Below are 19,884 nucleotides of genomic sequence, written 5' to 3'. Positions count from 1 at the left end.
TCGGGATGTCCCGGGTGATCTCCTCGGGGCCCAGCTTGGTGTCCCGGGCGTCGACCTCGTGCTCCTCGATGTGGATCGAGGAGAGCACGTCGTCCTGAACCAGGCGCTGGGACAGGATGATCGCGTCCTCGTAGTTGTGGCCCTCCCACGGCATGAACGCCACCAGGAGGTTCTTGCCCAGCGCCATCTCGCCGTTGTCCGTGCACGGGCCGTCGGCGATGACCTGGTTGACCTCCACCCGGTCGCCCTCGCGGACGATGGGCTTCTGGTTGAAGCAGGTGCCCTGGTTGGAGCGCTTGAACTTCGCCACGCGGTAGGTGGTGCGCGTGCCGTCGTCGTTCATCACGGTGACGTAGTCGGCGGAGACCTCTTCGACGACGCCCGCCTTCTCGGCGGTGATGACGTCGCCGGCGTCGGTCGCCGCGCGGTACTCCATGCCGGTGCCGACCAGCGGGGCCTCGCTCTTCAGCAGGGGCACCGACTGGCGCTGCATGTTGGAACCCATGAGCGCGCGGTTGGCGTCGTCGTGCTCCAGGAACGGGATCATGGCGGTCGCGACGGACACCATCTGGCGCGCCGAGACGTCCATGTAGTCGACCTCGGTCGGCCGGATGAACTCGACCTCGCCGCCCTTACGGCGGACCAGCACGCGGTCCTCGGCGAAGGCGCCGTCGGCGCGCAGCGGCGTGTTGGCCTGCGCGATGACGTGGCGGTCCTCCTCGTCGGCGGTGAGGTAGTCGATCTCCTCGGTGACCCGGCCGTCGACGACCTTGCGGTAGGGCGTCTCGACGAAGCCGAAGGAGTTGACCCGGCCGAAGGACGACAGCGAGCCGATGAGGCCGATGTTCGGGCCTTCCGGCGTCTCGATCGGGCACATGCGGCCGTAGTGGGACGGGTGGACGTCACGGACCTCGAAGCCGGCCCGCTCACGGGACAGACCACCGGGGCCGAGCGCGGACAGACGCCGCTTGTGCGTCAGGCCGGCCAGGGGGTTGGTCTGGTCCATGAACTGCGACAGCTGCGAGGTGCCGAAGAACTCCTTGATCGACGCCACGACCGGGCGGATGTTGATCAGGGTCTGCGGGGTGATCGCCTCGACGTCCTGGGTGGTCATCCGCTCGCGGACGACGCGCTCCATACGGGCCAGGCCCAGGCGGACCTGGTTCTGGATGAGCTCGCCGACCGTGCGCAGGCGCCGGTTGCCGAAGTGGTCGATGTCGTCGGTCTCGACGACGACCTCGCCACCCGCGCCGGGCATCGAGGTCTCGCCGGCGTGCAGCCGGACGATGTACTCGATGGTGGCGACGATGTCCTCTTCGGTGAGGGTGCCCTGGTTGATGTCGGAGTCGACGCCGAGCTTCTTGTTGATCTTGTAGCGGCCGACCTTGGCGAGGTCGTAGCGCTTGGGGTTGAAGTAGAGGTTCTCCAGCAGGGTCTGCGCGGACTCCTTGGTCGGAGGCTCGCCCGGCCGCAGCTTGCGGTAGATGTCGAGCAGCGCGTCGTCCTGGCCGGTGGTGTGGTCCTTCTCCAGGGTGGCGCGCATCGACTCGTACTGACCGAAACGCTCCAGGATCTGGTCGTTCGTCCAGCCGAGCGCCTTGAGCAGCACGGTCACGGCCTGCTTGCGCTTGCGGTCGATGCGGACGCCGACGCTGTCGCGCTTGTCGATCTCGAACTCGAGCCAGGCACCGCGCGAGGGGATCACCTTGCAGCTGTACAGGTCCTTGTCGGACGTCTTGTCGACGCTGCGGTCGAAGTAGACGCCCGGGGAACGCACGAGCTGGGAGACCACGACACGCTCGGTGCCGTTGATGATGAAGGTGCCCTTGGAGGTCATGAGCGGGAAGTCGCCCATGAACACCGTCTGGCTCTTGATCTCACCGGTGGTGTTATTGATGAACTCCGCCGTCACGAACATCGGGGCGGAGAAGGTCATGTCCTTGTCTTTGCACTCGTCGACCGAGTACTTGGGCGGCTCAAACCGGTGGTCGCGGAACGACAAGGACATCGTCCCGGAGAAGTCCTCGATGGGACTTATCTCCTCGAAGATCTCTTCCAGCCCGGACTGGGCCGGGACGTCCTTGCGGCCGGCCTGGCGAGCCGCTTCGACCCGCGCCCGCCATTTCTCGTTACCGAGCAACCAGTCGAACGACTCGGTCTGCAGGGCGAGAAGATCGGGAACTTCGAGCGGCTCCTGAATGCGCGCGAAAGTAACGCGGCGGGGACCAGCGGGTACGGCGAAGGCGTTGCGCGAGGCTGCCAACAGATGTCCTTCCGAGGGCTCGCGGACTGACTACACGCACGCCAGACGACCACGCATCGAAAGTTACCTAGAGAAGCGGGTCGTCAAAGGGCAGCGCAAAGGGGCAGTGTAGCCGATGGGCATACACCTGTCCACTCAGTCTCGCTCTGCGCACCCACGTTGGACGCAGCATCGCCCGTCAGCGCCGAAACGTCAAGCCCGTAAGCCCGGATTCGCGACGATCGAGAGCCGTCACGCTGGGTTTTCTCCCCACGGCGGACCACACGGTCAGCCGGATCCAGACGATACCCGCGAGGCGGATCGGCTAACGCTCGGTCACACCGAGGGTCGAAGGCTTACCCGCCGTCGACACTGGCGTGCTCCGTATCTGCCCGTCCACACCTTCTTCAAACCCAACCTTTACTAACAATTTGATAACCCGCCCCACCCATCCCCGGCGTGTCCGGGGCGCAGGCCCACCTGCCGGTCACGCTCAGTCAGTCGGCGCGTTGCCGATCAAGGTCGACAGCTCGGACACCAGCCAGTGGCCGTCCCCCTTCACCAGGACGAATCTGGCGCGATTCTGCGAAACCTGCTTCAAGGGGACGGTCTCCCCCGCCGGCACCTTGGTGGTGCCCAGGTTCATGAACAAAAGCACCTGTACCCGATCTGGCGTCGCCGACTCGACCGCGGCGGCGGCGACCACCGCCTGCTGCACGGTCTGCTGCCGCCGGGCCGAGGGGGGCAGCACCCTGCCGAGCTCCCGGTAGTGGTCGGCGAGGGCCCCCGTGGCGTACCCGCGCGCCCTGGCGAGATCGGCGTCGATGGTGCGGTAGTCGTACGAGAGCATGTCCGGCGCGTAGGTGCGCGCCGCCGCCAGCGCCTCCGCGGCGGACGTCTCGCTCTGCCTGAGCTCCCGCAGCCTCAGATAGCCCGCACCCGCCAGGAAGGCCAGAGTGCCCACCAGAAGCGCCAGGAGCGCCAGGAGCACTCCGAAGGCCCGCGAACGCGGCCGCCGCCTCCTGACGCCCTCTGCGCCCTCTGTGGGCTCCACGGCGGACGCGGCGCTCATGCGACCTGTTCCAGCTTCGACGCCCACCAGAGCCCGTCGATCTTGGTGACCTCGACGCTCCAGCGGTAGAAGCGATCCTGCGGGGCGGTCGACGAGCCCTCCCAGCTGACCACCGAGTCGGCCACCACCAGCACGCGGGCCACCGAGCGGCCGCCGTCCATCGACACCAGCCCGGCGGCGCGCACCACGCCGGTCTGCACGGCCTTGTTGGCCCGGGTCGCCGCCTTCAGCCGGTCGGCGTCCCTGGTGTACTCGGCCCTGGCCTCGCCGGTGGAGGACTCGATGACGCGCCGCACGTCACGGTCGACCGTGCGGTGGCTCACCGCGAGGAGGGTCAGGGCGTACCGCTGGGCGGCCTGGATCGCGGCCATCCTGTCGCGCGCCGCGGCCCGCGCCTCGTCCAGCTCGGCGCCGACCCGCACCCACGCGAACGCCAGGACGGCGGCGGGCACCAGCAGGATGGCGAGCACGGCCAGGCGGGAGCGCGGGCGCCGCGAACGGGACCGCGAAGCGTGCTGCGCCACGTCCGCCCTCCTCTCGCCGGTCGGCCGGATCATAACCCGGGACCCGGTTCCGTGACCGTGATCCCGCGCTCACCCGTATGTCCGGAAATGCCGAAAGGGACGGGGCACCCGGCACCTGGGTGGCCCGCCCCTTTCGGATGGAGCGTGTCGACGCGGTGTGACGCGTCAGAACCTCGGAGAGGTGAACGTCACTTGACGGTGACGGTGGCGCCGGCGCCCTCCAGGGCGGCCTTGGCCTTCTCCGCGGCTTCCTTGTTGACCTTCTCGAGCAGCGCCTTCGGGGCACCGTCGACGAGGTCCTTGGCCTCCTTGAGGCCGAGGCTCGTGAGGGCCCGGACCTCCTTGATGACCTGGATCTTCTTGTCGCCGGCGGCCTCGAGGATGACGTCGAACTCGTCCTGCTCCTCGACCTCTTCGGCGGCGGCGCCGGCCCCGGCCGGGGCCGCGGCGACGGCCACCGGAGCGGCGGCCTTGACGTCGAAGGTCTCCTCGAAGACCTTCACGAAGTCGGACAGCTCGAGGAGGGTCATCTCCTTGAACGCGTCGAGCAGCTCTTCGGTGTTGAGCTTCGCCATGGTGGTGGTTCCTCCGTGTGAATCAAAACGTTGTTACGGACCGCGGTATGCGCCGCAATCCCCTCGCCTCGTGGACCCTTCCGGGCCGCGGGCTCTCGGACTACTCGGACTCGGCCTGCCCGGCCTCGGGCGCGCCGGCCCCCTCGCGCTTCTCGCGCAGGGCCTCGACGAGCCGCACCAGCTGGGTGGGCAGCGCGTTGAAGGTGGCGGCGGCCTGCGACTGCTTCGCCTTCAGGGCACCGGCCAGCTTCGCGAGCAGGACCTCGCGCGACTCGAGGTCGGCGAGCGTCGTGATCTCGGCGGGGGACATCGACTTGCCGTCGACGACACCGCCCTTGATCACCAGGAGGGGATTGGCCTTGGCGAAGTCACGCAGGCCCTTCGCCGCCTCGACCACGTCGCCGGTGACGAACGCGATCGCGGTCGGGCCCTGGAACAGGTCGTCCAGGGTGGTGACCCCGGCCTGATTGGCCGCGATCTTGGACAGGGTGTTCTTCGCCACGGCGAACTTCGCGTTCCCACCGAGCGCGACGCGCAATTCCTTCAGCTGCGCCACGGTGAGGCCGCGGTACTCGGTCAGAACCGCCGCGCTCGAGCCCTCGAAGCGATCCTTGAGCTCGGCGACAGCGGTCGCCTTCTCAGCCCTCGCCATGGGCCTCCTTCCAGATGTGCCGCCGGTACGCTGCGGCCGAAGGCCCGGGAAACGAAAAGAGCCCCGGCGCGGGCGCGCGGGGCTCACACAGGAATTCGCGCGGCTGAGGCCGCACGGGACCATATGGAACTCACATCACACCTGCGCAGGTCCTCCACGATCGCGGAGCCTTAGGCCGCCGAGCCAGGACAAGGCTCAGCGACGACCGACGGTCTTCGGCATGCGCCACTCTACGCGCTCCGGCCGCCTCCCACCAAATCGGCGGCCCCCGGACAGCCGGACGCCCCGCACCGTTAGGGGTGCGGGGCGTACGGGACGGGCCGGGTGCGTCAGCCGCCGATGGTGCCGGTGCCGCCCGCGTCGCCGAGGCCCTTCGGGAGCTCGCCGACCTGGTCGGCGGGCGGGGCGGTGACCTCGGCGGCCTGGTTGAACGAGGTGAACTGCATGGTGGCCTTGAAGGTGCCGCCCTCGGCGGCGCCGTTCATCTGCAGCTTGCGGGGGAGGTTCTCCCCGTCGATCCACGCGTCGAACTTCATGTTCTTGAGCTTGCTGAGCTGCGGCTCGATCTTCTGGCGCAGCTCGGGGCTGAGCTGCTTCACCGCCTCGGCCACCGGGAAGGTGCCCTTGTAGTGGGTGGTGTCGACGCCGCCGACCGTCTCGGTGCCCACGGCCTTGACGTCCTTGGAGCCGGTGATCATCTTGACGCTGCTCTGCAGGTCGAGCTGCTGCGCCTGGGCGAGGAACTGACCGGCGTCCACGCCGGTCGAGCGCCCGAGCTCGGCGAGATCGAGCTTGATCCAGGGCTTGGTGCCGCCGAGAAGCTTGGTCAGCATCTCGACCTTCATGTACGCCGTCTGGCCGATCAGGATCACCCGCACGCCGCCGGGGACGTTCTGCCCACCGGCGCTTATCTGGTCCAGGGTGACGTCCGAGGCCACCTGGGGCTTCTGGTGGTACACCATCGAGCCCTTGACCGAGCCCGCGCCGTCCTTCGGCGAAGTGAAGTCCACCGCGATCTGCGCCGCGTAGGAGCTCACCGCCTCGGCGCTCTTCGCGCTCTGCTGGAGCGTCTCGGCGGCGGAGAGCTTGACCGAGCCGAGAGGCTGGGCGGGGCTCTGCGCTGCCTGGCCACAAGCTGAGACCGCGATGAGCATGGCCGCACCTGCCGCCACTACCGCGAAGGTCGTTCGCCGCTTCACTTGGTATCCCTTCTCATCCCCCGGATGTGTTTCGACCCTATGTGCCGCCCCTACCCCGTGCGGCGACTTATTTCAAGCCGTCATGGGACGCCAATACGCGACCGACCCCCCTCTGGCGCCCTCACCTGGGAGATCGCGGTGTGCGGAGGCTCTGGGATCTACAGAAAAATAGGGCCCCCGCCCGGAGGCGGGGGCCCGTTCACGGCCGGTGAGGACCGTCAGGCGTCGAGCTCGGCGGTGATGCCGCGCGTGACGTTGGGGTCGACGGGGATGCCGGGGCCCATGGACGTGGAGAAGGTGATCTTCTTCAGGTAGCGGCCCTTGGCGGCGGTCGGCTTGAGCCGGACCACCTCGTCCAGCGCGGCGGCGTAGTTCTCCAGGAGCTGACGCTCGGGGAACGACACCTTGCCGATGATGAAGTGGAGGTTCGCGTGCCGGTCGACCCGGAACTCGATCTTGCCGCCCTTGATCTCGGTCACGGCCTTGGAGACGTTCGGCGTGACGGTGCCGGTCTTGGGGTTCGGCATGAGGCCGCGCGGGCCGAGCACGCGGCCGAGGCGGCCGACCTTGCCCATGAGGTCCGGCGTGGCCACGACGGCGTCGAACTCGCCGAGGCGGTTGCCCTTGGAGATCTCGTCGATCAGCTCGTCGGCGCCGACGATGTCGGCACCCGCGGCGCGGGCCTCCTCGGCACGGTCACCGGTCGCGAAGACCAGGACCCGGGCGGTCTTGCCGGTGCCGTGCGGGAGGTTGACGGTGCCGCGGACCATCTGGTCGGCCTTGCGGGGGTCGACGCCCAGCCGCAGGGCGACCTCGACAGTCGCGTCGAACTTGGTGACGGAGGTGCCCTTGGCGAGCTTGGCGGCCTCGACCGGGGAGTAGAGGTTCTCCGGGTCGATCTGCTCGGACGCCTTGCGGTACGTCTTGCTGCGCTTCATTTCTCTCTCCTTTGTGGAGTACGTGGTCGTGGGCCAGCGCGTGGCCCTCCCACGGGTGGTGCCGGTACGACCCGTGATCTGAACGGGTCAGATCATGAAGATGGGTCAGTCGGCGATGGTGATGCCCATCGACCGGGCGGTGCCGGCGATGATCTTCTCGGCCGCCTCGATGTCGTTGGCGTTGAGGTCGGGCATCTTCGTCTCGGCGATCTGACGCAGCTGCTCCTTGGTGAGCTTGCCCACCTTGTCGCGCAGCGGGTTGGCGCTCGCCTTCTCCAGACCGGCGGCCTTCTTGATCAGCTCAGGCGCCGGCGGCGTCTTGGTGACGAAGGTGAAGCTGCGGTCCTCGAAGATGGTGATCTCGACGGGGATGATGTTCCCCCGCTGGGCCTCGGTGGCGGCGTTGTACTGCCGGACGAAGTCCATGATGTTGACGCCGTGCGGACCGAGCGCGGTACCGACCGGCGGCGCGGGCGTGGCCTGACCGGCCGGAAGCTGCACCTTGACCAGTGCCGCGATCTTCTTCTTTGGAGGCATTTCCTACTCCGGGTCCGTGTGACTCCTGCGAGACTTCCACGGAGGTGGAAGCCACCGAGGGCATGCGTCGGCCGAACGGCCGGCCCTCGGGATTCCCCCCGCGAATCGCAATGGGCCCGCGGGGACGACTAACCAGTGTATGCGTGGTGGCGAATCGGCGAGACCAGGACGCCCGTCAGATCTTGGAGACCTGGTTGAACGACAGCTCCACCGGGGTCTCGCGGCCGAAGATGGACACCAGCACCTTGAGCTTCTGCGACTCGGCGCTGATCTCGCTGACCGTGGCCGGCAGGGTGGCGAACGGGCCGTCCATGACGGTGACCGACTCGCCGACCTCGAAGTCGACGGTCGCGGCGGCGGCCTTGGCGGTGGTGGTCTTGGCCTGCTCGGTCGGCTCGGGCGCGAGCAGCTTGGCGACCTCGTCGAGGCTCAGCGGGCTCGGCCGGTTGGACAGGCCGACGAAGCCGGTGACGCCCGGCGTGTTGCGGACCGCGGACCAGGACTCGTCGGTCAGCTCCATGCGGACCAGGACGTAACCGGGCAGGACCCGCTCCTTGACCGGGGTGCGCTTGCCACCCTTGATCTCGGTGACGGTGTGGGTGGGCACCTCGACCTGGAAGAGGTAGTCCTCCATGTTGAGGGACTGGGTGCGGGTCTCGATGTTGGACTTCACGCGGTTCTCGTAACCGGCGTAGGAGTGGATGACGTACCACTCGCCGGGCAGGCCGCGCATCGAGCGCTTGAACTCTTCGACGGGGTCGACGTCGGGCAGGACGTCACCGTCTTCGTCCACGGCGGCACCGTCTTCGTCCACGGCGACGGCCGGAGCGGCGGCCTCGCCGGACTCCTCGGCCTCACCGGGACCGCCGGCCTCGCCGGACTCCTCGGTGACCTCGATCGCCTGCTCCGGCTCGCCCTCCCACTCGTCGTCGTGGGATGCGCCGGTCGGCAGTGGGGACTCGGACACAGTGACTCTTTCTCTCTCGTCGATGTTGCGATCCGCTACCGCTCCCGCCGGCGGGCGGCGGGGGCGGTGGTCGCGTGCGGCCGGCTTACGGGGTGGTGGACCCGCCGAAGACCGCTAGCACACCCTTCGTGAGCAAGAAGTCCAGCCCGGCCACGATGCCGACCATGATCAGCACGAATACTAGGACCACGGTGGTGTAGTTGATCAGGACCTTCCGCGTCGGCCAGATCACCTTGCGGAGCTCCGCGACGATCTGCCGGTAGAAAAGGGCCGGAGAAGTGCGCTTCTTGGCGGGCTGGCCAGAGGGTTTGCTCGGCCGGTCCGCGGCCTCGCCGCGCGTGTCGATCGCCAAAGTCCTCACCTGATCCGTCGTTCCAACGCAACTTTACGGCGGCATACACGCCATCGGTGCGCGGACCGCACTCCGCAGGGCACGAGGGACTCGAACCCCCAACCGCCGGTTTTGGAGACCGGTGCGCTACCAATTGCGCTAGTGCCCTCTGCCGTGACTCAGCTTACCCGTGCAGCACGGGGCGCGTCGCTCACTAGTTGCAGAAGTGTACGGGGGAATGAGCGTCACGTCGAACCAACCCGTCGGGCACGCCAGACAATCGCCGCGTGTCCACATCCTGGATATGCGGCGGAAGCGGTGTGAGACGTCTGGAAGCATGGTACCCATGACCCGTCCTCGCATCTCAGCGCGCATCTCCGCCATTTCAGAGTCCGCCACGCTCGCGGTGGACGCCAAGGCCAAGGCCATGAAGGCCGCCGGGCGGCCGGTCATCGGGTTCGGCGCGGGCGAGCCCGATTTCCCGACGCCGGACTACATCGTCGCCGCCGCCGTCGAGGCGTGCGGCAACCCCAGATTCCACAAGTACACCCCTGCCGGTGGGCTGCCCGAGCTGAAGCAGGCCATCGCCGACAAGACGCGGCGCGACTCCGGCTTCGCGGTCGACGCCTCGCGGGTGCTGGTCACCAACGGCGGCAAGCAGGCCGTCTACGAGGCGTTCGCCACGCTGCTCGACCCGGGTGACGAGGTGCTGGTCGTCGCCCCGTACTGGACCACCTACCCCGAGGCCATCAAGCTGGCCGGCGGCGTCCAGGTCGACGTGGCGACCGACGAGACCACCGGCTACCTCGCCTCGGTCGACCAGCTCGAGGCGGCGCGCACCGGGCGCACCAAGGTCCTGCTGTTCGTCTCGCCGTCCAACCCGACCGGCGCGGTGTACTCCCCCGCGCAGGTCGAAGAGATCGGCCGCTGGGCCGCCGAGCACGGCCTGTGGGTCGTCACCGACGAGATCTACGAGCACCTGGTGTACGGCGACGCCCGGTTCTCCAGCATCGCCACCGCCGTCCCCGAGCTGCACGACCGCGTCGTGGTGCTCAACGGCGTGGCCAAGACGTACGCCATGACCGGCTGGCGGGTGGGCTGGATGATCGGCCCCGCCGACGTCGTCAAGGCCGCCACCAACCTCCAGTCGCACGCCACCTCCAACGTCTCCAACGTCGCCCAGGCGGCGGCGCTGACGGCCGTGTCGGGCGACCTGTCCGCGGTGGCGCTCATGCGCGAGGCGTTCGACCGGCGGCGGCAGGCCATGGTGCGCATGCTCAACGAGATCCCCGGCGTGGTGTGCCCCGAGCCGTTCGGCGCGTTCTATGCCTATCCGTCCGTCAAGGGCGTGCTGGGCAAGGAGATCCGGGGGCGGCGGCCGTCGTCGTCCGCGGAGCTGGCCGAGCTGATCCTCGAGGAGGCCGAGGTCGCGCTGGTGCCCGGTGAGGCGTTCGGCACGCCCGGGTACTTCCGGCTGTCGTACGCGCTCGGGGACGACGACCTGGCCGAGGGCATCAGCCGCATCGGCAAGCTGCTGTCCGAGGCGCACTGACCTGAGGCTCCGGCGGGTTGCGGCAGGATATGGAGATGGCACGCCCGCTCACTACCCTGCCCAAGGCCCACCTGCATCTCCACTTCACCGGCTCCATGCGGCATTCGACCCTGCTGGAGCTGGCCGCGGAGCAGGGGGTGCACCTGCCGGACGCTCTCGTCGAGGATTGGCCGCCGAAGTTGCGCGCCACCGACGAGCGGGGCTGGTTCCGCTTCCAGCGGCTGTACGACATCGCGCGCTCGGTGCTGCGGCGGGAGTCCGACGTGCGGCGGCTGCTGCTGGAGGCGGCACTCGACGAGGCTGCCGAGGGTTCCCGGTGGCTGGAGATCCAGGTCGATCCCTCGGGGTACGCGTCCCGGTTCGGCGGCCTGACGGCCACTCTGGAACTCGTGCTGGACGCCGCCCGCTCGGCGGCGTCCGAGGCGGGCATCGGGATCGGCGTGATCGTCGCGGCCAACCGCACACGGCATCCCCTGGACGCGAAGACCTTGGCGCGGCTCGCCGGTCAGTTCGCCGGCGAGGGCGTCATCGGTTTCGGCCTGTCCAACGACGAGCGCCGCGCCCGGGCACGTGACTTCGACGGAGCCTTCCGCATCGCCAAGCGCGCCGGGCTGATCGCGGTCCCCCACGGCGGTGAGCTCTCCGGCGCGGCAAGCGTCGCCGAGTGCGTGGACGACCTGGGCGCCGACCGCGTCGGCCACGGCGTCCGCGCCGCCGAGTCCCCCCGCCTGATGGAACGCCTGGCCGACCGCCAGATCACCTGCGAGGTCTGCCCCACCTCCAACCTGGGCCTGGGCGTAGCCCGAGACCCCTCCGAGGTCCCGTTGAAACGCCTCTTCGACGCCGGCGTCCCCATAGCCCTAGGCGCCGACGACCCTCTGCTCTTCGGCGCCCGCCTCCTCCCCCAATACGAACTGGCCCGCGACGTCTACGCCTTCACCGACGCAGAAATCGCCGAACTCGCCCGCCAGTCCATCCGCTCCTCCACCGCCCCCGAACCCCACAAAAAAGAACTCCTCACCGGCATCGACACCTGGCTCACCACCCACCCATAACCCCCCACAACGCCCGCACGGTCACCTCCCGTACACACTTCCCGCACGCTCATCCGCCTGGCACGGACCCCCCTCCACACAGCCCCCCCCGACACGGACACCCTCCGCACGGACACCCATCGTGGGGACACCCATCGTGGGGACACCCATCGTGGGGACACCCATCGTGGGGACACCCATCGTGGGGACATCGCCCGGGGTAGATACCAATCCCGCGGGCAACGGAAAAGGGGGCAGCTCAACTGCCATTTGGCGGTGTCGTCTTCGCCGTACGACATCCCACCGACCGGCGCCAGAACAAGGGCCAAGCGGAACGAGACGCGCGAACCCACGGGGAACGCAGTCCCACGGGGCGGGGTGGGGGCCCGCGAGGTGGAGGCGAGTAGGGGGCTCGAAGGGGCGGAGCCAGAGCGGTGGCGAAGGGGCGGAGATGGCAGCTCGGGGGTGCGGGGGGGGTGTCCCCCGCTCGAACACAGCCCTTGCGCCTGCCGCGCGGAGCGCGTCCTCCGCAAGGACCATTTCCCGGGGCGCCCGGCATGCCTGGGTTTACCGCCGTATGACGGCGCCGGATTCGCCGTGCCACGTCCCACCGCGTCGGCGCCGGTGTCCGGGGGGCCGATCGGAACCGGGTGCCGAGCCCGTGCCCGGCAGGCTCGGGGGTGCGGGGGTGCCCCCCGCTCGAACACAGCCCTTGCGCCTGCCGCGCGGAGCGCGTCCTCCGCAAGGACCACTTCCCGGGGCGGCCGGCATACGCGGGTTTCCGCCGTATGGCGGGGGCGGATCGATCGGCACGGGACGGTTCCGGCGTTTGGTGGTGGCGGATCGATCGTTGCGGGACGTCAGAACGGCCGCCCTGCGGACCTTGGGGGGCTGGGGCGGCCGTTCTTGGGAATCAGGGTGGGGTTACTGGGAGTGGATGTAGATCACGCTGAAGACTTCGGCGAGTTTGCTTAGGTCGGAGGTGATGCTCTTTTCGGGGTCGCTGGCGTCGAAGGTTACGGCCAAACGGCCCAGGCCCTTGCGGTTCTGGAGGGCCTTCCACATGGTGTTGCTGGCCAGGCCCTGGTCCAGGAGGCGCCAGGTGGTGCCGTCCCAGTTCTGGCGGTGGGTCCAGAGCATGACGGTCTGGACGCCTGCCTGGAGGGGGAGGTCGACGCGGAGCTTGGCGGCGGCCTCGGCCTGGGCGGCGGTGAGCTTGTTGGCGCCGCTGTGGGCCAGGCCCACCTCGCGGGCGCCGATGTGGACGCGGGTGTCCCAGCCTCGGGCGCGGACGCCGATCCACTGGTTGCGCAGCGCCTTGTCCGGGGTGATCTTGTACTTGGAGTACTCGCTGGCGAACAGGCCGCTGGAGACGTTGACGTGGTCCACGTCGCCGGTCAGCACGTACTTCTCGACGTTGGCGCGGGTGATCAGCGGGTACTTGCCCCGCAGCGCGGTCTGGCAGGTCTGCGAGGCGCCGCAGCCCATCTCGGGGACCACGACGTCCACCGCGAGCTGACGGCCGGCGGGCATGGCCGCCCGCAGCGCCGCCGAGGAGTCCTTGACGAACCTGCGGACGTCGGTGGCGGTCTTGAAGCCCCAGTACCCGAGGTCCTGGGCGAACTTCACGCCCGCGACACCGGGACGGCTGGCCTGGGCGGCCATCTGGGCGACGGCGGCGTCGAACTGGTCCTTGCCCGCCTGCCAGGCCGGGGCCAGCTCACCCTCGATCCACACCCGCATGTTCAGCTTCACCGCGGCGGCCGCGGCCTTGCCGGTCGCGTCGTCCGGCGGCGCGAGCGGCTGCTTGGACGCCGACGGCACGGGGTCGGGCTGCGCCGGGGCGCTCGGCTCGGGGGCGGTGGAGGCGGTGGGCGGGGCGGCCGGGGCGCTGGGGTCGGCGGAGGCGCTGGGGTCCGCCGGGGTGCTCGGCGCGCCGTCGCCGCTGGGGGCCGCGCTCGGGTCCCCGGCCGGCGGGGCCGTCTCCTCGGCGGGCGGCGCCTGCGACTTGTTGTCCACCGGGATCTGGCTGGGATCGGCGGGGCCGCCGGTCGCGTCGGGCGCGGCGCTCGACGTGGCCCGGCCGGAGCCGGTGCCGCCTGTGCCTCCCGGCGCGGGAGTGGCCCCGGTGGAAGCTCCACCTGTGCAGTCGAACTCACCGCCCTGGCAGGCCTTGGCGGGTGGGTTGGTGATGTTGCCGTCGACGTCCTTGCAGACGTACTTGCCGGCGTCGTGGTCGTACTTGCACAGGACCTGGTCCTTGTCGGCGCAGTCCTGCAGGCCGGGACCCTTGTTGGTCTTGTCCATGCAGAAGATCACCGGGCCGGGGTAGGGCACGGCGTCCTGGAGCTTCTGGCCGTCGTTGCGCGCCCAGAACCGGACGATGTCCAGCGCCTCGCGCGGGGTCTTGGCCATCCACTTGCAGTACATGAACTCGGGGGTACCGGTCCCGAGGATGTCGTCGCACTCGTTGTCCGGCGCGTCCTCGGTGGCCGCCGCGGGCGCGGGGTCGGCCAGAGCCATACCGGTGGGAACGCCGATGGTCAGCGTGACGAGCACCGCGATGAGCGCGATGATCCACTCACGCTTGTGGAGTCGGGGCATACGCGGTCTCTCCTCGGATCAGGCTGGGGGGTTAACAGGGCTTGCTGTAAGTGACGTTCACCCTGATGGTTCCGGAGTTCTTGGTGCCCTTGTTGTCGCCGCTCCAGGTGATGGACACGACGGCCGTCTTCTGGCCGCACCCGCTGTTGGAGACCGGTGAGATGACGATCTGGCCGGACCCACCGTCCGAGACGCTGCCGGACCCGGGCGACACGACGAGGTTGGTGCCCATCGCCTCCCACTGGATGGCACCGGGCTGGGAGCGCACGCTGATGGTGCCCTCCCGGGCGGTCCCGAGGTTGACCGACGTGGACGCCGCGGTGAGCGACGGCGGGGGCGGCGGAGGAGGCGGGGGCGGCGGCGAACTCGTCTTCGGCTGCGACTGCGGCTGCGAGCTCGACTTGGGCGAGGACGAGCTCTTCGGCTGCGACTTGGGCGAGGACGTCGTGCGCGGCGGTGGCGGCGGGTCGTTCGGGCTGTCGTCACTCGTCGGAGGGCTGGTCGTGCGCTTCTTGCCGGTCGGCGTGGCCGAGGGCTTGGCGCTGGTGGGCGGCGGCACCAGCGGCACCGAGGCGGACGGCTGGCCGGCTCCGGGCTGGTTCAGGGCGGGCAGGCTTCCCCCGGGTGACGCCATCGGGGCGCCGGTGCCGCCGGGGGGCGGCGGGGGCGGGGACTCCACCAGGGGCGGCAGCGACTCGCCGGGTGTCACGAACACCGAGCCGCCGCCGGCCGCCGTCACGTCCACGGGCTTCCTGGACTGCGGCGTGAACAGCAACGACCAGACGGTGCCCGCGCACACGACGGAGACCACGGTGACCAGGGAGACGCGGCCCCACCGGATGCGGCTCTCGGGGTCGGCGGTCTCGGGGTCGGGTTCCCAGAACTCGGGGGCCTTGTGACCCTCGGAACGCTCCGGGGTGAAGCCCTCCTCGACGGTGAGGGGGGCCTGGGCGGGCGGCGGGTCCTCCAGGGCGTCCGGCTGGACGGGGAACCCGTCGGGGTGCCAGCTCTCGGTGCGGTTGTCGGCGGCCGTGATGGATTCGTCCGCGCCGCTGAAGAGCCGCTCGAAGGGGGCGGGGCCGGCCAGGATGGGCATGCGGGTCATCAGCGCCGAGATCGTGACCCCGGACTTGATGCCCTGGCAGTCCTTGCAGGAGCGCACGTGCCTGCTGATGTGGGCGCGCAGCAGCCGGGTGGGCGACTCGGCCCACGACTTGACGAGGCCGGGGAGCACCGAGCAGCGCGGGGCGTGGCCGCGGGCGTCCATCACGGCGGCCAGCCACTGCTCGGCGTGCCGGCGGCCGGCGGCGGCGACCGTCTCGACGGCGTCCACCGAGATGTCCAGCACCCGGGCGACCTCGTCGGGCTTGAGGCCGTGCCGCAGGGTCAGGTCGAGGATCTCGCGCTCGCGCGGTTCGAGGCAGGCGAGCACCTCGACGCCGAGCTCGGGGGACCCGCCGCGGCCCTGCCGGGCGTAGGAGCCGGTGTGCGAGACGCCGTCCAGCCTGGCCTGGCATTCCGCGCGGGCGAGGGAGTACAGCCAGGCACGTAACCGGGTGGCGTCGTAGAGGCGGTCGGTGTGCGCCACGGCACCGTACAGTGCGCCGACCGTCGCCGAGAGGGCGTCCTCGTCGGCGAGCATGGACTGGCAGTAGTCGTAGAGATGGTCGCCGTACTCGCGGCACAGCCGTTCCAGCGCGGCGGGGTCATCCCTCCTCAGCACGGGGCTCAGCTCTCCTGACATGGTTGCAAATGATAAATCTGACGCAGCCAAAGCAGTCAGAAATATACGGGAGGAAGAGCTGTTGTCTCATATCACTTTTGTTACATAACAACCTTCTATACTCTGTTGACTGCCTAGTGGTGTTAACCCCCACATGAATGCACATCTAGCAACTAGTCGCCGCGGTGTGCAGGCCAGAAGATCCGTCATCGATCCGCCACCGGAGACAGAGCATCGTGCCAGACGACAGCGACGAGCCTTCTTCACCGCGACGCCGGCCGCCGTACGCCGGGAATTTCCCCGGCCCCGGCCCTCGGGAGGACCGATGGCGCACGTGGGAGACCACACCGGACATGGATGACGACGAGGAGGAATCCGCCTGGCACCGGCTCGGCAACAGCCGGAGCGGGCCCATCGTGATCGGCCTGACGCTGCTGCTGGCGGCGGGTACCGGCATCTGGTTCGCCTGGCCCGACGCCGACGAGCCGCCCGCGCCCGCCGCGGTCCAGTCCCCCGCGCGGCCTCCCGCGGCGTCGCCCAACAGGCCCGTCTTCGGCGTGGAGTCGCCCCCGCCGCCGCCAGAGGCGCAGCCGAGCCGTACGAGGCGGGGCGCCTCTCCGCGCCCGGAGAGGCCGAAGACGGTGATCCCGCCGCCGCCCGTGGCCAGTTCGGGAGCCCCGTCGAAGTCCCCCTCGCCCACCAGGCGGCCGAAGACGCGCAGCTCACCGGACGGCCAGAGCGGCCCGACGGCTCCCCCGCCGCCGCCCACCTCGTCCCGGCCGACGTCCAAGCCGCGCACCACCACCGCCCCGCCGGACGACGACGGCCCGCAGACCGGCCCCTCGCTCCCGCCGCCGCCTCCGGGCGGTTAGCCCCTCCCGATGGGAGGGGCCTGCGGTCGCGAGAGCGCCATTTCCCGGCGATTATCACAATCTCGCATAGGCCAGTTTTCGGATGGGCCGAAAAAGGAATTCGGAAATGTCCTTAACGCAGGGACTCCCCGATTCGCTTCGCCCGGGACTCGTCCGCCACGCCTTCGAGGCGGTAGCCGGCCGGCCCGAGCTGCCACACGAGAGTGGGCCCGGCCACCCGCGCCAGGTCCTTGCCGCCCACCCCGTCGCGCGGGATGTAGGTGACGCCGTGCGGGGCGTTGATCCACCACCCCGACGACTCGCCCACGGTCACCTGCTTGGGGAAGGGCGGGCCGAGGTCCTTGCGCCAGAGCACGTCCACCACGCCGTTGAAGGCGTCCAGACGGATCCCCCCCGGCCAGAGCATCGACACCAGGCGCCCTTCCTCGCTCACCCGGACGTCCACCGGCGGGCCGAGCTCCGCGGGCACCTGGAACGGGAAGGGGGCCATGTCCCTGGCCTCGGCCAGCGTCACCCGGGTCTCACCGGGCAGCGCGCCGGGCACACCGGACGGCAGCGGCGGGGGGTTCCCGATGTGGAGCTCGATGCCCGCGAACCGCAGCACGCGCTCCACCGCGGCCTGCCCCTGCGGGGTGAGGCCGACCAGCACGGCGAGCAGCACGGCGACCCCCGCGGCGATCCACCGCCTGCGGGCACGCCGCCACCGGCGCTCGCCCGGCTCGCCCGCCCCGCCCGTCCCGCCGGGCGCCTCGGACGGGGCGGGCGCTCCCTCGGGTCTCACAGGCCGTCCCACCTCCCCGGCCTCCGGCGCCCCCTCCAGGCGGGCGCGCACGGCGCGGGCGACGTCGGCGGGCAGCGGAGTGGGGGAGCCGAGATGTTCGCCGAGCGCGCGCAGGCACGTCTCCAGCTCGTCATGCGAGCCCATCGCCCACCTCCTCCCGCAGCCTGGCCAGCCCACGGAACGTCCGGGACTTGACCGAGCCGAGCGGCCAGCCGAGGATCTCGGCGGTCTCCGCCTCGGTCAGCTGTAGGAAATACCGGCAGACCACCGCTTGACGTTCCCGTTCGGGCAGGGCTCGTACCAGCCCGAGCAGACGGGTGCGGCGGTCTGTGGCGATGGCGATGCCTTCGGGGTCGTCGGAAAGGGGCTCGGGCTCGGCCCCGGCCCGCAGCACGAGGTCGGCGCGGCGGCCGCGGGCACGGGTGGCCGTGTGGGTCTCGTTGGCCACGATCCGCAGCAGCCACGGCTTGAAGGAGGCGTCCCTGCGGAAGCCGGCCAGGTGCCGGAACGCCTTGACGAAGGCCTCCTGGACGACGTCCTCGGCCTCTTCGCCCGCGCCGAGCAGGGCCGCCGTGCGATGGGCGATCGCGCTGTAGCGCGCGACCAGCACCTCGTACGCGGCCAGGTCGCCGTCCAGCGACCTCCTTATGGCCTCGTCGTCGTCCGTTCGGGGCTCCTTCAGGGGGGTGTGTCAGCGACAAAAGGTAGTTTCCACCGGGCCATTCCGCAAAGGGGCGGGATCCGGGAAAGCTCGGCGTTTACCACCTGGTTGTCAGGGAAGCCGAGCGTCCCGTGGAAGAGGGCGGCTAGACTCGGAGACCATCCGTGACCGTGGTCCCAGCTCGGGACCGCGGTTTTTGAGTGAGCGAAACTGGGCGGAACGCATGTCTGGGTATGACCGCGTGGTGCAACCTGCGGCCGGGGACGAAGCCTTGGAGAACCACCTCGGTGGCGACGAGGCCCGCAATTACCGGCAGTACGAATTCGACATGGTCGCCCCCCACGTCGGCAGGTCCATGCTGGAGATCGGCTCCGGCCTCGGCCACTTCGCCGAGCAGTTCCTCCCCCGCCTGGACCGCCTGGTGGTCAGCGACTTCGACCCCTACTGCGTCGAGCAGCTCGGCAAGCGATTCGAGGGGCAGCAGGGCATCGACGTGCTCCAGTTCGGCCTGCCCTCCGAGATCCCGCTCGCCGAGCCGGTCGACACCGTCGTGATGATGAACGTCCTGGAGCACATCGCCGAGGACGTCGAGGCGCTGCGCTCGCTCGCCAAGGTCACCGCGCCCGGCGGGCGCATCGTCATCTGGGTGCCCGGCTACATGCAGCTGTACGGCGACTTCGACCGCAAGGTCGGCCACGTCACCCGCTACACCCCCGCCACCCTCGGCCGCACCGTCGCCGAGGCCGGGCTGAAGGTCGACGTGCTCAAGCCGATCAACTTCCTCGGCGGCATCGCGTGGTGGCTGGCCGTGCGGCGCGGCGGGGTGGGCTACCCCGACCCCCGGCTCGTCAAGATCTACGACCGCACCGTCGTTCCCGCGACCCGCCTGATCGAGCGCTTCGTCCGCCCCCCGTTCGGCCAGACGGTTTTCTGTGTCGCCCGGGTGCCCGCCTGAATCTTTCAAGATTCAATACCGGCGGACCGCACTTCGAATGAAACTTCCACACGGGCGCGCGTTCTCCGGCTAATCCCAGGCTTTCCCCGGCCTTCTCCCAGCCGGTCCCGTTGGTATGGCGGTCATGAGAAATCTGTCCAAGGCACTCACCGCCGGTGCTTTCGCCGGCACGCTCACCCTGGGACTGCTCGGCGGCGCCGCGCTGGCCAACCGGGACGGCGGCGCGGCGGCGCCGTACGAACTCGCCGCCGCCGACCCCGTGGCCGCCGAGGCGGCCTCCCTGGCGGGCACCCCTGTCGCCTTCCTCACCGACGGCGGCGACAAGCCCGACCGCCCGCGGCTGCGCCTCGGGGCCCGCAGGGCGCTCATCGGCGTGCACGGCGAGACGACCGTTCGGGCGCGCGGCGGGGGCTTCGAGACCTACGCCTGGCAGCGCGGCGAGGTGACGGCGGCGTCCGGCACCGCCCTCACCGTCAAGAGCGCTGACGGCGTGAGCTGGACCTGGACGGTCACCGGGGACAGTAAAGTCCGCAAGAATGGCGACAAGTCCACTCCGACGGCGCTGGCGGCGGGCGACGACGTCTTCGTCCTCGGCCGGCCGTCCGGCGACGCCCGAACCGCGCTCGGAGTGGTCGTGCCCAAGCGCTAGGAGTGAGCGGCGTACC

At 69.9% G+C, this 19,884-nt stretch carries 19 protein-coding genes and 1 tRNA gene; 5 read left to right on the top strand and 15 right to left on the bottom strand.

Annotated features, from left to right (window positions below; all coding sequences use genetic code 11):
• From rpoB to ACFP1K_RS03930, 11 genes are all read right to left on the bottom strand, one after another.
• Positions 1–2,263, bottom strand: a 2,263-nt coding sequence (rpoB, locus tag ACFP1K_RS03980) for a DNA-directed RNA polymerase subunit beta (protein WP_380747075.1), incomplete at its 3' end; no start/stop codon positions are given.
• A gap of 472 nt (positions 2,264–2,735) precedes the next feature.
• On the bottom strand, positions 2,736–3,314 hold the full coding sequence (locus ACFP1K_RS03975) for a hypothetical protein (RefSeq protein ID WP_380747074.1): 579 nt from the start codon (positions 3,312–3,314) through the stop codon (positions 2,736–2,738).
• Complete coding sequence (locus tag ACFP1K_RS03970) at positions 3,311–3,838, bottom strand: hypothetical protein (RefSeq protein WP_380747073.1); 528 nt, start codon at positions 3,836–3,838, stop codon at positions 3,311–3,313. The genes ACFP1K_RS03975 and ACFP1K_RS03970 overlap by 4 nt, the downstream gene beginning before the upstream one ends.
• Positions 3,839–4,026: 188 nt before the next feature.
• On the bottom strand, positions 4,027–4,413 hold the full coding sequence (gene rplL, locus ACFP1K_RS03965; RefSeq protein WP_380747072.1) for a 50S ribosomal protein L7/L12: 387 nt from the start codon (positions 4,411–4,413) through the stop codon (positions 4,027–4,029).
• 100 nt (positions 4,414–4,513) lie between these two features.
• The gene (gene rplJ / locus ACFP1K_RS03960; protein ID WP_380747071.1) at positions 4,514–5,065 is read right to left on the bottom strand and encodes a 50S ribosomal protein L10; all 552 of its coding nucleotides are present in this window, start codon (positions 5,063–5,065) and stop codon (positions 4,514–4,516) included.
• A 329-nt stretch (positions 5,066–5,394) separates the two neighbouring features.
• Positions 5,395–6,264 (bottom strand): LppX_LprAFG lipoprotein, encoded by an 870-nt coding sequence (locus tag ACFP1K_RS03955; RefSeq protein WP_380747070.1) that lies wholly within the window; start codon positions 6,262–6,264, stop codon positions 5,395–5,397.
• A 218-nt stretch (positions 6,265–6,482) separates the two neighbouring features.
• Positions 6,483–7,202 (bottom strand): 50S ribosomal protein L1, encoded by a 720-nt coding sequence (gene rplA, locus ACFP1K_RS03950; protein WP_380747069.1) that lies wholly within the window; start codon positions 7,200–7,202, stop codon positions 6,483–6,485.
• Positions 7,203–7,307: 105 nt separating this feature from the next.
• On the bottom strand, positions 7,308–7,739 hold the full coding sequence (gene rplK, locus ACFP1K_RS03945; protein ID WP_380747068.1) for a 50S ribosomal protein L11: 432 nt from the start codon (positions 7,737–7,739) through the stop codon (positions 7,308–7,310).
• A gap of 175 nt (positions 7,740–7,914) precedes the next feature.
• Positions 7,915–8,706, bottom strand: a complete 792-nt coding sequence (gene nusG / locus ACFP1K_RS03940; RefSeq protein ID WP_380747067.1) for a transcription termination/antitermination protein NusG — start codon at positions 8,704–8,706, stop codon at positions 7,915–7,917.
• Between the two features lie 85 nt (positions 8,707–8,791).
• Positions 8,792–9,067: a preprotein translocase subunit SecE gene (gene secE, locus ACFP1K_RS03935; RefSeq protein ID WP_380747066.1), complete on the bottom strand. Its 276-nt coding sequence runs from the start codon at positions 9,065–9,067 to the stop codon at positions 8,792–8,794.
• A gap of 66 nt (positions 9,068–9,133) precedes the next feature.
• A tRNA-Trp gene (locus tag ACFP1K_RS03930) sits at positions 9,134–9,206 on the bottom strand.
• A 177-nt stretch (positions 9,207–9,383) separates the two neighbouring features.
• On the opposite strand from ACFP1K_RS03930, the gene ACFP1K_RS03925 reads away from it, so the two are divergent.
• On the top strand, positions 9,384–10,589 hold the full coding sequence (locus ACFP1K_RS03925) for a pyridoxal phosphate-dependent aminotransferase (RefSeq protein WP_380747065.1): 1,206 nt from the start codon (positions 9,384–9,386) through the stop codon (positions 10,587–10,589).
• A gap of 35 nt (positions 10,590–10,624) precedes the next feature.
• Positions 10,625–11,644, top strand: a complete 1,020-nt coding sequence (locus tag ACFP1K_RS03920) for an adenosine deaminase (protein ID WP_380747064.1) — start codon at positions 10,625–10,627, stop codon at positions 11,642–11,644.
• 903 nt (positions 11,645–12,547) lie between these two features.
• Here ACFP1K_RS03920 and ACFP1K_RS03915 read toward each other — a convergent pair.
• Positions 12,548–14,227: a hypothetical protein gene (locus tag ACFP1K_RS03915; protein ID WP_380747063.1), complete on the bottom strand. Its 1,680-nt coding sequence runs from the start codon at positions 14,225–14,227 to the stop codon at positions 12,548–12,550.
• A gap of 31 nt (positions 14,228–14,258) precedes the next feature.
• Positions 14,259–15,971 carry an RNA polymerase sigma factor gene (locus ACFP1K_RS03910; protein WP_380747062.1) on the bottom strand — a complete coding sequence of 571 codons (1,713 nt, stop codon included), beginning with the start codon at positions 15,969–15,971 and terminating at the stop codon, positions 14,259–14,261.
• Between the two features lie 332 nt (positions 15,972–16,303).
• Between ACFP1K_RS03910 and ACFP1K_RS03905 the strand changes: the two genes are divergently transcribed.
• On the top strand, positions 16,304–16,822 hold the full coding sequence (locus ACFP1K_RS03905) for a hypothetical protein (RefSeq protein WP_380747061.1): 519 nt from the start codon (positions 16,304–16,306) through the stop codon (positions 16,820–16,822).
• Between the two features lie 112 nt (positions 16,823–16,934).
• On the opposite strand, the gene ACFP1K_RS03900 is transcribed toward ACFP1K_RS03905, so the two are convergent.
• Both ACFP1K_RS03900 and ACFP1K_RS03895 read right to left on the bottom strand, forming a co-directional pair.
• Positions 16,935–17,747 (bottom strand): hypothetical protein, encoded by an 813-nt coding sequence (locus ACFP1K_RS03900; RefSeq protein ID WP_380747060.1) that lies wholly within the window; start codon positions 17,745–17,747, stop codon positions 16,935–16,937.
• On the bottom strand, positions 17,734–18,213 hold the full coding sequence (locus ACFP1K_RS03895) for an RNA polymerase sigma factor (RefSeq protein ID WP_380747059.1): 480 nt from the start codon (positions 18,211–18,213) through the stop codon (positions 17,734–17,736). The genes ACFP1K_RS03900 and ACFP1K_RS03895 overlap by 14 nt, the downstream gene beginning before the upstream one ends.
• A gap of 292 nt (positions 18,214–18,505) precedes the next feature.
• On the opposite strand from ACFP1K_RS03895, the gene ACFP1K_RS03890 reads away from it, so the two are divergent.
• Positions 18,506–19,219, top strand: coding sequence for a class I SAM-dependent methyltransferase (locus ACFP1K_RS03890; RefSeq protein ID WP_380747058.1), 714 nt, complete (start codon positions 18,506–18,508; stop codon positions 19,217–19,219).
• A gap of 124 nt (positions 19,220–19,343) precedes the next feature.
• Positions 19,344–19,868 carry a hypothetical protein gene (locus tag ACFP1K_RS03885; RefSeq protein ID WP_380747057.1) on the top strand — a complete coding sequence of 175 codons (525 nt, stop codon included), beginning with the start codon at positions 19,344–19,346 and terminating at the stop codon, positions 19,866–19,868.
• Positions 19,869–19,884 lie beyond the last annotated feature (16 nt).

The sequence above is a fragment of the Sphaerisporangium aureirubrum genome, assembly GCF_042658925.1.
Classification (GTDB): Bacteria; Actinomycetota; Actinomycetes; order Streptosporangiales; family Streptosporangiaceae; genus Sphaerisporangium; species Sphaerisporangium aureirubrum.
Note: the sequence above shows the minus strand (reverse complement) of the source record. Positions and strands in the feature narration are given on the sequence as shown.

What these genes read in the sequence shown, in the direction of transcription:
- ACFP1K_RS03975 (WP_380747074.1), bottom strand. Translation starts at nt 3,314, where the DNA reads ATGAGCGCCGCGTCCGCCGTGGAGCCCACAGAGGGCGCAGAGGGCGTC.
- rplL (WP_380747072.1), bottom strand. Translation starts at nt 4,413, where the DNA reads ATGGCGAAGCTCAACACCGAAGAGCTGCTCGACGCGTTCAAGGAGATG.
- rplJ (WP_380747071.1), bottom strand. Translation starts at nt 5,065, where the DNA reads ATGGCGAGGGCTGAGAAGGCGACCGCTGTCGCCGAGCTCAAGGATCGC.
- rplA (WP_380747069.1), bottom strand. Translation starts at nt 7,202, where the DNA reads ATGAAGCGCAGCAAGACGTACCGCAAGGCGTCCGAGCAGATCGACCCG.
- rplK (WP_380747068.1), bottom strand. Translation starts at nt 7,739, where the DNA reads ATGCCTCCAAAGAAGAAGATCGCGGCACTGGTCAAGGTGCAGCTTCCG.
- ACFP1K_RS03925 (WP_380747065.1), top strand. Translation starts at nt 9,384, where the DNA reads ATGACCCGTCCTCGCATCTCAGCGCGCATCTCCGCCATTTCAGAGTCC.
- ACFP1K_RS03920 (WP_380747064.1), top strand. Translation starts at nt 10,625, where the DNA reads ATGGCACGCCCGCTCACTACCCTGCCCAAGGCCCACCTGCATCTCCAC.
- ACFP1K_RS03915 (WP_380747063.1), bottom strand. Translation starts at nt 14,227, where the DNA reads ATGCCCCGACTCCACAAGCGTGAGTGGATCATCGCGCTCATCGCGGTG.
- ACFP1K_RS03910 (WP_380747062.1), bottom strand. Translation starts at nt 15,971, where the DNA reads ATGTCAGGAGAGCTGAGCCCCGTGCTGAGGAGGGATGACCCCGCCGCG.
- ACFP1K_RS03905 (WP_380747061.1), top strand. Translation starts at nt 16,304, where the DNA reads ATGGATGACGACGAGGAGGAATCCGCCTGGCACCGGCTCGGCAACAGC.
- ACFP1K_RS03900 (WP_380747060.1), bottom strand. Translation starts at nt 17,747, where the DNA reads ATGGGCTCGCATGACGAGCTGGAGACGTGCCTGCGCGCGCTCGGCGAA.
- ACFP1K_RS03885 (WP_380747057.1), top strand. Translation starts at nt 19,344, where the DNA reads ATGAGAAATCTGTCCAAGGCACTCACCGCCGGTGCTTTCGCCGGCACG.